Raw genomic sequence first — 13,073 nt, forward strand, 5'->3', positions numbered from 1 at the left:
GGCTTCACCTCTTGCTCAGACCTGCCAGACGAAGCGCGGCAGGATGAAGTCCGGCCGGGCGTCGTGACGCGCAAACAGTTCGTCGAGTTGCTGACCGCTCATTTCGGCCAGTATGCCCGAACGCACCAGCGCCGACGACAGGCCTGCGCCCGATGCGCCGGCTATGTCGTGTTCGATACTGTCGCCGATACCGACAACGCGTTCGCGCGGCGGGTTGCCCAACATTGCGAGCGCCGCGTCATAGATCGGCCTATGCGGCTTGCCGATCCATTCGACGTTGCCGCCCAGTTCCTCGTAGAGTTCGGCGATCCTGCCGGCGCCGAAACGCTGACCCGATTTCGTCAGCATGATCCTGTCGGGATTGGTGCACAGGCAGGGCACGCCGGAGACCGCGGCAGGGGCCAGCATCTCGCGATAGTGATCGAGCTCGAAACGGTCACCCTCGCTTGCCGAAAGCAGGATGATTTCGGCCCGGCCGGCGTCGTCGACCAGCACGATGTCGAGGCCGTCGACGGCACTCGTGTCGCCATCGCGCGCAATCAGCAGGCAGCGCGTGCCGCGGGGGAGACCGGGCTGCCCGGCCAGCCCGGCAAAGCGCCGCCAGGCGACTTCGCCGGAACTGACGAAGACGTCCCAGGAGCCGCGCTCGAAGCCGAGTCTGACAAGGCGATCCTCGTTAGGCGCCGCACGCTTGCCGGAATTGGACAGAAGCACCACGGATTTTCCAGCGGCCTTCAGCTTCGACAGCGCTGCGATTGCTCCCGGATAGGCGACGCTGCCATCATGCAGGACGCCGAATTGATCGACAATGAAATGATCGTAGCGGCCGGCCAGGTCGGCGAGATCGCGCAGCGTCACGGGTTTCATTGCCGCGGTGCTCATAGCAAGCCCGCCGTGCGCGCGCCCTGCAGCGCCAGCCTTGCCGTACCGGCCGCCGCCTCCTCGGAAAGCGCTTCGAAAAAAGGCACGCGCAGTTGCCTCTCACGGATTGCCGTCCACACCGGATTGCGGGCGCCGCCACCAACGCTGCGGACGGAACGCAGCGCCGGCCCACCGAGATCGGCAAGTTGCCGGTAGCCGCTAGTCTCGATGGCGGCAATGCCTTCCAGCATCGCCTGCAGGAACAGCGCGTCGTCGGCCGGGCGCGGATCGAGGCGCGGCGCGAGGCCCGCATCGGCGATCGGAAAACGCTCGCCGGTGCCGATCAATGGGTAATAGTCGAGGCCGGTCGGTCGGTCCGGATCGACCGATCCGGAGAGCTCGACGATGCGCTCGACGGGGAAGAAATGCGCCAGCACCTTGCCGCCGGTGTTCGACGCACCGCCGGCCAGCCACGCGTCGCCGATGCGATGGCTGTAGATGCCGAATTGCGGCGCGAACAGCGGCTTTTCGCAGAGCACCTTCAGAGTCAGCGAGGAACCAAGAGCCGTGACGGCGTCACCGACATCCTTCGCTCCCGTGGCGAGGAAGGAAGCGCAGCCATCGGTGGTGCCAGCGACTACTGCCACATCGCCGGGCAGGCCGAAACGCTGCGCGCTGCCCGGGCTGATCGTGCCGAATGGCTTACCCGGCGCGACGACATCTGGCAGCAAGGCCAGATCTGCGCCTGTCCTGGCGAGCCAATCGGGCCAGCCACGTCGCACAGGGTCATAGCCGGTCTTCAGTGCATTGTTCTCGTCGCTGACGTCGAAGCGGCCGCAGAAGCGGCCAGCGATCCAGTCGGCCTGATGGAGAACCCGCGCCGGCCTCGCCCCCTTCTGGAACCGCAGCAGCTTGGCAAGTCCCGAGGTGGCGCCATGGGCCGCGCTCTGAGGCGGCGCATCGTCGGCGATCGCCGAAAGGATCGTAGCGTCGTCGACCTTGTCGGAATACATCAGCGCCCGGCCGAGCGGCCCGCCGGCCGCATCGACCGGCAGCATCGTGCCCGAGGTGCCGTCGACGGCAAGCGCGCGAACATTCCTTGCGTCGACCAGGCGAAGCAGTGCGTCGATCGCGGCCTCGACCGCGCGCCACCAGTTGGCGGGGTCCCGCCAGTCGGTGCCGAAATCGGCCAGCGCGACGCCGGCCTGGGCCTGGATTGCGAAACCAGGATCCATGGCGACGGCGCGCACACCCGAGGTGCCGACGTCGATGCCGACGACCACAGCCGTCATTGCAATGTCCCGCTGCGCCGATTGAGCTCCTGGCGGTACTTTTCGGCATCCCAGTTCAAAAGCTCGGCATTCTCGTGCGGGCTCAGATAGTTGACGCGCGCGCCTGGATCGATGCGCGAGGCGACGTCGGCGAGGCAGCGCGCCATCGCCTCTGCGCCGGCATTGGCGTCGCTGCGCATCAGGATGCCCTTGCCGGGGAACAGGATCGATGCCGGCGACGGCTGGCCAGTTTCCCTCGTCCTCGCCACCACGGCGGCGGCGTTCTCGTTCGGTCCGGCAATCACCGAGCCGACGCCAAGGAAAATGACGTGGTCTGGATAGAGGCTGCCCGAGGCTGCAATGCGGCAGCTGGCGAGATCGGTCGCGGCGGCATGCGCCTCGATCGCCACGGGAAGGCGGTAGTCGCTGCCCATGCCCAGCCTGATCAGCGCGTCGATGTCGGCTGCCGGCGCAACACGCGGCGGGCGGCTGAGCAGGCCGGAAACGCGCCTCAGCAACAAATTGGCCTCGGCGAGGGTGTCGGCGGCGACAACCAGTCCGTGATTGCCGAGCACCAGCACATCGGTACGAGGCTTCAGCCGCTCGGCAATGCCTTGCGCCAGCGGCAGGCCCGGCCGGCGATACGGCACGAAGACCCAGTCCAGCCCGCGCAGGCGCTCGGCGAGCAAAGCTTCCGCATTGGCCTGCACGGCAATCGCAATGGTCTCGACGCAATGGACGTGGACGACGATCCTTTGCGGCAGCAGCGCATGCACCGTCGTCTCGATCGAAGGCCGCAGGCGATGCGGATTGAGGTCGGCCGGCGTGAACTGGTCGGCCTTCTCGGCCGCCGGGCTGCGGTGGGCGACCGCCTCGAGCAAGGGCGCCAGTTCCACCGGCACCATGATGTCGCTGGTGGCTGCATTCATCAGCCAGGTGCCTGACGCCTTGATCCACAACAGGCCGGCCTGTTTGAGGGAGGTGTTGCCACCGGCGCCCTGGACCAGCAGGGGATCGGCGCCGACGCTGGCCGACAGCACGCGCAGCGCCCGCAACTCGGCGTCTTCCTGATCGATCCGAACAACCATCAGCCGGCCTTCGCCAATCGGTTGGCGCACCAATCCTCGAAGGTAGCTCGCTCAGCAGTCGACATATGCAGTCCGTGCTTGGTGCGGCGGTCGAGAATATCGGCCGCGGTCGACGCCCACTCATGCTCGAGGAGATAGGCGGCCTCGCGTTCGAAGAAGTCCCTGCCGAAGCGCCGCCCGAGATCGTCAAGCGAGCCGGCGCCGCCGACCAGGGCGCGGGCGCGGGTGCCATAAAGCCGGCCGTAATGCTTGAGCAAGGAAGCAGGCATCCACGGATAGTCGCGACCGAGATCGCCGAGGAACTGCTCGAAATCGGCGTTGGCGATGTCGCCGCCCGGCAAATGCGCTTTCGCAGTCCAGGCTTTGCCCATCTTCGGCAAGAAGGGCTCGATGCGATCCAGCGCGTGCTCGGCGAGCTTGCGAAAGGTGGTGATCTTGCCGCCGAACACCGAGAGCAGCGGCGCATGGCCGGACGGCGCGTCAAGCTCGAAGATATAGTCGCGCGTCACCGCGCTCGGATTGTCGGCGTTGTCGTCGTAGAGCGGCCTGACACCTGAGAAGGAATAGACGACATCGGTGCGGGCGAGCCCGCGCTTGAAGTAGCGGTTGACGACCTTGATCAGGTAGTCGATCTCGCTTTCGTCAGCTTTGACGTCCTCCGGCCGCCCCTCATAGGGAATGTCGGTGGTGCCGATCAGCGCCAGATCGTTCTGGTAGGGGTTGATGAAGATCACCCGCTTGTCGTTGTTCTGAACAAGATAGGCCTGCCGCCCTTCCCAGAATTTCGGCACGACGATGTGGCTGCCCTTGACCAGGCGCACATTGCGCTTGGAGTTCTGGCCGGCGACGCGGTTGACGACATCGTTGACCCAGGGCCCGGCGGCATTGATCAGCGCCCTCGCCCGCACCATTGTCTTCACGCCGGTGCCGCCGTCGCGCATCTCTACGACCCACAGGCCATTCTCACGGCGCGCGGCGGTGCAGGCGGTGCGGGTCAGGACCTTGGCTCCGCGCTGCGCAGCGTCGAGCGCGTTGATGACCACCAGCCTGGCATCGTCGACCCAGCAATCGGAATATTCAAAGCCGCGCTTGAAGGCGTCCTTGATCGGCGCGCCCTCAGGCGCGGTACGAAGATTGAGCATTCGAGTAGCAGGCAGCCGCTTGCGGCCGCCGAGATGGTCGTAGAGGAACAGGCCCAACCGCACCAGCCAGGCTGGCCGATCGTCCGGACTGTGCGGCAGCACGAAGCGCATCGGCCAGATGATGTGCGGAGCGGATTCGAGCAACACCTCGCGCTCGATCAGCGCCTCGCGCACCAGGCGGAACTCGTAATATTCGAGATAGCGCAGGCCGCCATGGACGAGCTTGCCAGAGCGGGAACTGGTGCCTTCGGCGAGATCGTCCTTCTCGCACAGTATGACGGACAGGCCGCGTCCAGCGGCATCGCGCGCGATGCCGGCGCCATTGACGCCGCCGCCGATGACGAAGAGGTCGACGATGTCGCTATCGCCGCTCATCCCAATCGAGCCCCGGTGCCGGTTTGCCGCGTCATCGCCGCCGCCGTCAGCACGGATTGACCGGTGGCAGGCCGGCCAGATAGCGGCGCACTTCCTCGGCCGCCTGCTCGGCGGCATAGGTGACGGTGCGCACCGAAGCGCCGGCAATATGCGGCGTCAGCGTCACATTCGGCAGCTGCAGCAGCGGCCAGTCGGCAGGCACGGGCTCGACCGCGAAGGTTTCCAGCATGGCGCTGGCGATCTGGCCCGAGGCCAGCGCGTCGTAGAGCGCGTCATAGTCGACCAGCGGCCCGCGCGCGGTATTGATGAAGATCACGCCGGGCTTCATCCTGGCGATGGTGTCCTTGTTGACCAGGCCACGGGTCTCCTCGGTGACGCGAGGATGGATCGTGACTACGTCGGAGCGGCCGAGCAGGTCGTCCAGCGCGACGAGCTCGACGCCGGCATTCCTGTCTTCCGCGCTCAGTTGCACATAGGGGTCGCAGACCAGGATGCGGCAGCCGAAGGCGCGCAGCAGGCACACGACCTTGGTGCCGATATTGCCATAGCCGACGACGCCGACCGTCATTTCGCTGAGCTCGCGGCCGGTGCGGTCCGCGCGGTAGAGATCGCCGCGCCACTCGCCCTTGCGCAGCGCCTCATGACCGACGCGGATCAGCCGCGTCTCGGCGAGGATGGCGCCGATGGTGAATTCGGCGACCGCGCTGGCATTACGTCCAGGGACGTTGACGACGCGAATGCCATGGGCCCTGGCGGCGGCCATGTCGATGTTGATCGGACCGCCGCGCGAGACCGCGACCAGCTTTAGTCCCGGCAGACGCTGCATCATGCCTTCCGAGAGCGGCGCCAGTTGGGTGACCAGGATCTCGGCATCGCCGATGAAGTCCACCACATCGTCCGGCCGACCGAAATATTCCTTGACCTTGTCGAGACCGAGCGCCGGATTTCCGAACTCCATCGGCTCGTCCGGCCAGGCCGTCTCCAGCGAGCGAATGTCGAGGCTGTTGCCGCAGGCCTTCTCGATCTCCGAGCGGAACACTTCCGGAAGCATGAAACGGTCGCCGATGATCGCAATCTTTTTGTGCATGCTACTTCTCAATTCACTTTCGATGCAGCCATCGACCGCCAGACCGGACGCAGCGCGTCATGTGCCATCGCGTAGGAGGGAGCCATGGCTTCGTAGATTGCTGCGAGCTTGTCGTCGCTAGGCTCCGCCTTGCCGAGCAGCGGCGAGACCCATTCGCCGACGCAGTCGTCCATCGACGGGTAGAGGCCGAGGCAGACCGCGGCGATCATGGCGGCGCCGGCCGCGCCCGCCTCTTCGCGCTCGCTGGTGCGGATGTCGGCGCCGCCAACGGCAGCGCCGAGGATATTGCGCAACGCTGGGCTGCGGGCGGCGCCGCCGGTCAGGCGGATCTCCCGCGGCAGCGGACCCATGGCCGCGTAACAGTCGCGCGCCGCGAAAGCGAGGCCTTCGAACACAGCGCGCACTATGTCGGCATAGCCGTGACGCAACGAGATGCCGATAAAGCCGGCCCTGGCATTGGCATCGACGAACGGCCCCCTCTCACCGGCCTCCGAGACGTAGGGCTGGTAGATCAGCGACGCCGGTTGCGACGACGCGATCCACTGGTCGACCAGCGCGATCATCTCGCCGTTCGAGCGCCTGATGCCTTGCGAGGCGAGGATGCCGGAGGCGAGGCCGAGCACCCAATCGATGTTGAGCGTCGCCGCCATGTTCGACTGCATCTGCGCGAAGACGCCGGGCGCCGGCATGGTCATCGTGTAGCCGGTCGCCGCCTCGTTGAGCAGGACGTCGTCCGGTGTCTCTGCCAGCCGCATGTGCATGCCGGTGGAACCGATGATGGAACAGCCGGGCTTGCGCTGGCGGTCGAACAGGCCGGCGCCGAGCGCCGTGCAGACGACATCGACATAAGCGAGCACCACCGGCGTGCCGGCGGAAAGCCCGGTTGCCTCGGCGGCCGCCCTCGACAGGCCGGCGCTCTGCCTGCTGCCGTCGACTATTGGCGGCAGCAGGTGCCTGAGGTCGGCCACGCCAAGCACGTCGAGCACATCGTCGCAGTATTCGCGCGTGCGGAAGTCGCCGAAGGTGAAAGTTGCCTCCGACGGATCGGTGGCGCGATCGCCCGTCAGCTTGAAATAGAGCCAGTCCTTGCAATGGAAGGCCGTCGACGCCTTGGCCAGCAGTTCCGGCATGTTGCGCTTCATGAAGACGAACTGCGATCCCTGCTGACAGGCGGCGAGACCGCTGGCGGTCTTCTCGAACCGCAGCCGATCCTCGGGCCTGGCGCGGATTTCCTCGACCTCCCTGGCGGCGCGCGCGTCGAGCCAAAGCCAGCCCTTGGTGACCGGCTCGCCCTCCTTGTCGATCAGCCAGGTGCCATCGCCCTGGCCGGTGACCGCGATGGCGATCGTACGACTGGCGAGGTGGGGCACCTTGTCGGCCAGCTGGCGAAGCGTGGTCGCGGTGTCGGCCCAGGTACGCACCAGGTCCTGCTCGGCGCCGCCGCCAGGAAGCGTGTCATAGCGGTTTGGCAGGGACGTCGCGGCGATCTGCCGGCCCGCCGTGTCGAAGGCGACGGACTTGATAACAGACGTGCCGGCGTCGATCCCGATCACCACATCCTTCATCAGGCAAGCTCCATACCGTGCGAAATGGCGTTGCCGCTCGACTGGTCGAAGACATGCAGGTTGGCCGGGTCGATGCTGACGTTGATCGGCGCCCCGAGTTCGAGACGGGTGCGGTCATGCTCGACGAGGACGAGCGAGCCGCCGGCGAAATCCGCCGCGATATGGGTCTGGTCGCCCAGCCACTGATTGGCCGAGACGGTGGCCGGGACGCCATCCTTCGAGCGCCGAACGGCGTACGGCCTGATGCCGATGATGACACGCTCGCGATTGAGCAGCGCCTCGCGGACCGGGCCGCTGAAGGCGTCCTTGTCATAGTCGAGCGAAAGCCCGTCGGGCAGTCTGAGGTTGATTCTGCCGGCGCCACTGCCGACGAAGGCCTCGAAGACATTCATCGGCGGCTCCCCGACGAAGGTGCCGGTGAAGAGGTTCGCCGGACGCTCCTTGATCATTTGCGGCGTGTCAAACTGCTGCAGCACGCCGCCCTCCATCACGGCGATGCGATCGGCAAGAGCGTTGGCCTCGGTCTGGTCATGGGTGACGAGGATTGCGGTCAGGCCGCGCTCCTTGATGAAGTGCTTGATGCGGCCGCGAAGCACGGCGCGCAATTGCGGCTCGAGCTGGCCCATCGGCTCGTCGAGCAGATGCAGGTCGGCGTCGCGGATCAGGGCACGGCCGAGGCTGGCGCGCTGCTGCTGGCCGCCGGAGACCGAGCTCGGATAACGATCGAGGATATCCTCGATCTCGAGCAGCTTGGCGATGCTGGCGACCTTGGCATCGACCTCGCTCTTCTGCAGCCTGGCCGCCTTCAGCGCAAAAGCCATGTTCTCGCGCACGGTGAGCGGCGGATAGAGCGAATAGCCCTCGAAGGCCATCGCCACATTGCGCTTGACCGGCGGCAGCTTGTGCACCTTGCGGCCCGCGACAGAGATTTCGCCGCGCGAAACCTCCTCGAAGCCGGCGATCATGCGCAGCGTCGAGGTCTTGCCGCAGCCGGACGAACCGAGCAGCGCGATGATCTCGCCCTTGGCGATCTCGATGCTGAGCTTCTGGACCGCATGCACGCCGCGGTCGATCGGCCCGTAGAATTTGTCGACGCTGGAAATGGTGAGGGCGCTCGCGCTCATGCCGCTTCTCCGTTGCGCAGACTGACGATGTTCTTCGAACCGATGCGCTCGCCGCTGGCGTGATCGAACAACAGCGCGCTCTTGGCGTTGACCGCGAGATGCGCCTTGCCGCCGCTCTGGCCCGGCGTGCCCGACGGCCGCGAGACGAGGATCTCGCGGCCGCGCACGGTGCGAACCAGCGTGACGATCTTTTCATTGAGGGGCGTCTCTGCCTCGACGGTGACGGGGATGGCGCCCGGCTCGCTCTCCGCGACGAAGTGCAGGGTTTCGGGCCGCAGGCCGATGACGCAGTCGCGGCCGATCGCGGCCTCCGGAGCGCCGGCAAGATGCACCTGCACGTTCGACAGGCCGACATAGATGCCCCTGGCGTCGCGCTGCGGCTTGACATCGAGCAGGTTGATGGTCGGGTCGCCGAACAGCCGCGCGATCTCGATATTGGCCGGCTCGCGATAGATCTGTTCTGGCGTGCCGAGCTGCCTGATGACGCCTTGCGACATCACCGCGATGCGGTCGCCAAGCGCCATCGCCTCCTTGTAGTCCTGGGTGACGTAGATGACGGTCGCGCCGCGGTCGGCGAGAAGCCTGGGTAGTTCCAGCCGCATCTCGAAACGCAGCTTGGCATCGACGTTGCGCAGCGGATCGTCGAGCAGCAGCACCGGCGGCGAGCCGACCAGCGCGCGTGCAAGCGCGGTGCGCTGCTTCTGACCGTTCGACAGCGCGCGCGGCTTGTGGCTGAGAACATGGCCGATCTTGAGCAGCTTGGCGACGCTGTCGACCCCGCCCTTGATTGCGCCGTGGGACGAGCGCTTGGCCTCGAGCGGCGTGGCGATGTTCTCGAAAGCGCTCATATGCGGGAACAGGGCGAAATTCTGGAACGCCATGCCGACACCGCGGAATTCGGCGTCGACGTCCGTCATGTCCTCGCCGCCGATCAGGATCCTGCCCTCGTCCGGATCGATGACGCCGGCGACGAGGCGCAGCAGCACCGTCTTGCCGGCCCCGGAGGGCCCGAACAGGACCAGTGTCTCGCCGTCGGCGACGGTCAGCGACAGATCGTCGAGGACGGTCTGGCTCTTGTAGCGCTTGACGATGTTCTTCAGTTCAACGCTGGCCATTCGATTTATCCCTTGACCGCGCCGAGCGACAGGCCCTCGACGAGATAGCGCTGCGCATAGAGAGCAAGCGCCAGCGTGGGCGTGATCGACAGCACGATCGCCGCCGAAATCTGGCCGTACTGGATGCCCGAGGAGGTGATGAAGGCGAGCGCGCCGACCGTCACCGGCTGTTTGTCGGCGGAAGCGAGCACCAGCGCGAAGACGAAATTGTTCCAGGCGAAGATGAAAGCGAGCAGGCCGGCAGCCGCGATGCCCGGTCCGGCGAGCGGCAGCGCGATCTTCCGGAAGGTGGCGAACCAGGAATGACCGGCGATGCGATAGGCGTATTCGATGTCGGCTGGGATATCCTCGAAGTAGCCGCGCACGATCCACAGGATCAGCGGCAGGCAGATCAGTTGGTAGACCCAGATCAGGCCGAAATAGGTGTTGGCCAGCCCGAGCTTCTGGAAATAGAGGGTGAGCGGCAACAGCACCAGGAGCGCCGGCGCGAAGCGGAACGAGAGCAACGTGAAAGCGATATCCTCCGAACCGCGGAACTTGTGGCGAGCAAACGCATAGGCGGCCGGCACGCCGAGCAGCAAAGCCACTGCGACCGAGGTCACCGAGAGGAAGATGGAGTTCCACAGATTGCGCATGAAGGCGATGTCGAGCGTGCCGGCCGCCGTCTGCAGCTTGCCGGTGATCAACGCCGTATAGTTGGCGAGCGTCGGCTCGAAGACCAGTTGCGGCGGGATACGCAGGATCATCTCGTTGGTCTGGAACGACATCATGAAGATCCAGACGATCGGAAACATGAAGAAGACCACGACCAGCGTGAGCGCGATACCGCGCAGCACCCGTTCCAGAAGCGACGTGTGTTCCATGCCGGCCCTCCTATGCCTGGCCGCGCGCGCGTTCGCGCAGCCGGAGCCAGTTCTTGATGAAGATGTTCGAAAGGAAATAGGTGATCGCCCACAGGATGATCATCAGCGCGGCCGAGCGGCCGACATTGGTCGACTGGAAAAAGTTGAGATAGGCTTCGACCTGGAAGACCGTCAGCGTGTCGCCGGGGCCGCCCTGGGTCATGGCGTAGATGATGTCGAACTGCTGGATGGAATCGAGCAGGCGGAACAGCGTCGCGGTCAGGATATAGGGCGTCAGCATCGGCAAGGTGATGCGAAAGAAGACGAAGCTCCGCGGCACGCCGTCGAGAGCGGCCGCCTCGAAAGGCTGCGTCGGCAGGCTGCGCAGGCCGGCGAGCAGCAGAATCATGATGAAGGGCGTGTAGACCCAGATGTCGACGAGCACGACGGTGAGCAGCGCCGTCGAGGGCGAGGACGCCCAGCGGAAATCCTGCAGGCCGATGAGGCTGGCGAGGTAGCTCAGCACGCCGAAGCCGGGATTGGTCATCAGCTTCCACATCAGCGCGGCCAGCGCCGGCGCCGTCATCAGCGGCATCAGGAGCATGATCGAGATGAAGTTGTTCAGCGACGAGCGCTTCTGCAAAAGCATGGCGATGCCGAGGCCGAGCAGCAGTTCCAGCCCGACGGTGATGCCGGCATAGAGCAGCGATATCTCCAGCGTGTTCCAGAACTTCGGATCGGTGAAGAAGGAGATGTAGTTGTCGCCCCAGTTGAACTGGCGCGCCCAGGGCTGGCTCAGCCTGTAGCGCTGGAAGGAATAGACCACCGAGGTCAGGAAGGGAATCAGGATGCCGATGCAGACCAGCAAGGCCGGCAGGCTGAGAAGATAGGGCAGCACCCTCTTGCTGATCCTGAAGCCTGAAGGCTTGGCTCTGTGCATCGTCGCCGAAGTCATCTATCAGCCCGTATCGGTTGCTTCGCCGCGCCGGTCGCCTAGGGAGCAAGGCGGCCGGCCGGGCGAACTGACGGCAGCATAGGCGCCGCGTCGCAAAAAATGGAAGCGTCCGGCCGGCCCGCCTAAGTGCAACTCCAGGAAAACCGCTGCGCGCTTTTCGCGAAATTGGTCTGGGCGGGCCCGGCCGTCACCCAGTTCAGCCGAGGCCGGCTTCCTTGAGCTGGCCGTTGATGCTCTCGGCCAGCTTGTCGAGGCCTTCATCGACCGGCACTTCCTTGGCCACCATTTTCTGCAAGGTCGCCGCCCATTCGGTGGTGAGATCGAAGAACAGCGGCTGTGCGGTGAACTTGATGCTGGCGCCGGGCGCGGATGCGTCGAACATGTCGACATAGCCCGGATAGCTCTTGTTGAGCTTCTCGCGGAACATCTCGTCCTTCCAGACCGCCTGGCGGACTGGATTGACGAAGTCCATCTTGGTGGCGCCGAACAGGCAGTGGTCGAGACCGGAAGCCCACTGCATGAAGTACCAGGTGGCGTCCTTGTCCTTCGAGAAGTTGGACATCGACAGCGACCAGATCCAGATGTTGGGGGTCGGCGCCTTGGCGGCCGGATTGGCCTTGAAGGCCGAGAAGGCGAGCTGGCCGGCCATCTTGTTGCTGCCGCCGTTCATGAAGTAGCCGAGGATGTCGGCGTCGAAGATCATCGCCGAGGCGCCGGCGCCGAGGTCGGTGCCGACCTGGTACCAAGTGTAGGTCGACCAGTCCTTCGGGCCGCTTTCCTGGATCATCTGCACCCATTGCTTGTGGAAGGCCTTGGATTCAGCGGTGGCCATGGCGGCGGACAGCTTGCCGTCGGCCGAGACGTTCAGGTCCTTCTGGTCGAAATTGGCATAGGCCGACAGGAAGCCCGGATGGATGGTTGCCCAGGAGCGCGAGCCGCGCACGCCGATGCCGTAGACGCCACCGCCGACATCCTTGGTCAGCTTCGCGGCCGCGGCGACCAGCTCGTCCATGTTGCCGGGGAGCTTGACGCCGGCCTTGTCGAACATCGCCTTGTTGTAGGTGATGTTGTTCTGCTCGAAACCCCACGGAATGCACCACTGCTTGGCGTCTTCCGAGCCCAGCGCCCCGCCGGGCTTGCCGTTCCACGCGCAGGAATTCCTGACGCCGGGCAGGAAGTCGTCCCAGGCATATTTCGGATTGGTCTTGGCCGGGTCCTTGATCCATTCGTTGAGGTCGGTGATCCAGCCCGCCGGGCCGTAGGTCCAGGTCATGTAGGCGCCGGTCATGAAGGCATCGTATTCGGGCGAGCTTGCCGAGAGCGCCGCCGTCACCTTGTCGAAATAGACGTCTTCCGGGAACACGTCATAGGTGACGTTCATGCCGGTCAGCTGCTTGAAATTGTCGAGATCGGCAATCATCGCATCGGCATAGGGATGCTTGTTCAGCAGGAGCTTGATGGTCTTGCCCTTATGCGCCTGCCAGTCGAAATCGGCGGCAAGGGCGCGGGTCTGCCCCAGGTTGAGCAGCACACCGGCGGTGCTGGCGGCTAGGCCCATGGCGCCCAGCCCCTTGATCAGGCCGCGGCGGTCGACTTGTCCGCGCAGGAACGCGTCAAGCAGGTCTTTCTCTTTCTCATGCATGTCGTC

At 65.3% G+C, this 13,073-nt stretch carries 11 protein-coding genes; all 11 read right to left on the reverse strand.

Annotated elements, in window-relative coordinates:
* Positions 1-15 precede the first annotated feature (15 nt).
* The 11 genes from EN869_RS02040 to EN869_RS02090 all read right to left on the reverse strand — a co-directional run bounded on the left by EN869_RS02040 (position 16) and on the right by EN869_RS02090 (position 13,067).
* The gene (locus EN869_RS02040) at positions 16-882 is read right to left on the reverse strand and encodes a TIGR01459 family HAD-type hydrolase (RefSeq protein ID WP_245489514.1); all 867 of its coding nucleotides are present in this window, start codon (positions 880-882) and stop codon (positions 16-18) included.
* Positions 879-2,153, reverse strand: a complete 1,275-nt coding sequence (locus tag EN869_RS02045; RefSeq protein WP_127227873.1) for an FGGY-family carbohydrate kinase — start codon at positions 2,151-2,153, stop codon at positions 879-881. Before EN869_RS02045 ends, EN869_RS02040 begins: the two co-directional genes overlap by 4 nt.
* On the reverse strand, positions 2,150-3,220 hold the full coding sequence (locus tag EN869_RS02050) for a class II aldolase/adducin family protein (RefSeq protein WP_127227872.1): 1,071 nt from the start codon (positions 3,218-3,220) through the stop codon (positions 2,150-2,152). Before EN869_RS02050 ends, EN869_RS02045 begins: the two co-directional genes overlap by 4 nt.
* The gene (locus EN869_RS02055) at positions 3,220-4,737 is read right to left on the reverse strand and encodes a glycerol-3-phosphate dehydrogenase (protein WP_127227871.1); all 1,518 of its coding nucleotides are present in this window, start codon (positions 4,735-4,737) and stop codon (positions 3,220-3,222) included. The genes EN869_RS02050 and EN869_RS02055 overlap by 1 nt, the downstream gene beginning before the upstream one ends.
* Positions 4,738-4,783: 46 nt before the next feature.
* Positions 4,784-5,824 (reverse strand): 2-hydroxyacid dehydrogenase, encoded by a 1,041-nt coding sequence (locus tag EN869_RS02060; RefSeq protein ID WP_127227870.1) that lies wholly within the window; start codon positions 5,822-5,824, stop codon positions 4,784-4,786.
* Between the two features lie 8 nt (positions 5,825-5,832).
* Entirely contained in the window at positions 5,833-7,389 is a 1,557-nt protein-coding gene (locus EN869_RS02065) for an FGGY-family carbohydrate kinase (RefSeq protein WP_127227869.1), read from the reverse strand.
* On the reverse strand, positions 7,389-8,513 hold the full coding sequence (locus EN869_RS02070) for an ABC transporter ATP-binding protein (RefSeq protein ID WP_127227868.1): 1,125 nt from the start codon (positions 8,511-8,513) through the stop codon (positions 7,389-7,391). The genes EN869_RS02065 and EN869_RS02070 overlap by 1 nt, the downstream gene beginning before the upstream one ends.
* Positions 8,510-9,628 (reverse strand): ABC transporter ATP-binding protein, encoded by a 1,119-nt coding sequence (locus tag EN869_RS02075; RefSeq protein WP_127227867.1) that lies wholly within the window; start codon positions 9,626-9,628, stop codon positions 8,510-8,512. Before EN869_RS02075 ends, EN869_RS02070 begins: the two co-directional genes overlap by 4 nt.
* A 5-nt stretch (positions 9,629-9,633) precedes the next feature.
* Positions 9,634-10,491 carry a carbohydrate ABC transporter permease gene (locus tag EN869_RS02080; RefSeq protein ID WP_127227866.1) on the reverse strand — a complete coding sequence of 286 codons (858 nt, stop codon included), beginning with the start codon at positions 10,489-10,491 and terminating at the stop codon, positions 9,634-9,636.
* 10 nt (positions 10,492-10,501) lie between these two features.
* Positions 10,502-11,425 carry a sugar ABC transporter permease gene (locus tag EN869_RS02085; protein WP_127227865.1) on the reverse strand — a complete coding sequence of 308 codons (924 nt, stop codon included), beginning with the start codon at positions 11,423-11,425 and terminating at the stop codon, positions 10,502-10,504.
* Positions 11,426-11,621: 196 nt separating this feature from the next.
* The gene (locus EN869_RS02090; protein WP_127227864.1) at positions 11,622-13,067 is read right to left on the reverse strand and encodes an extracellular solute-binding protein; all 1,446 of its coding nucleotides are present in this window, start codon (positions 13,065-13,067) and stop codon (positions 11,622-11,624) included.
* Positions 13,068-13,073: the final 6 nt, after the last annotated feature.

Origin of the sequence: Mesorhizobium sp. M2D.F.Ca.ET.226.01.1.1 (assembly GCF_004022705.2) — a bacterium.
Lineage (GTDB): Bacteria > Pseudomonadota > Alphaproteobacteria > Rhizobiales > Rhizobiaceae > Mesorhizobium.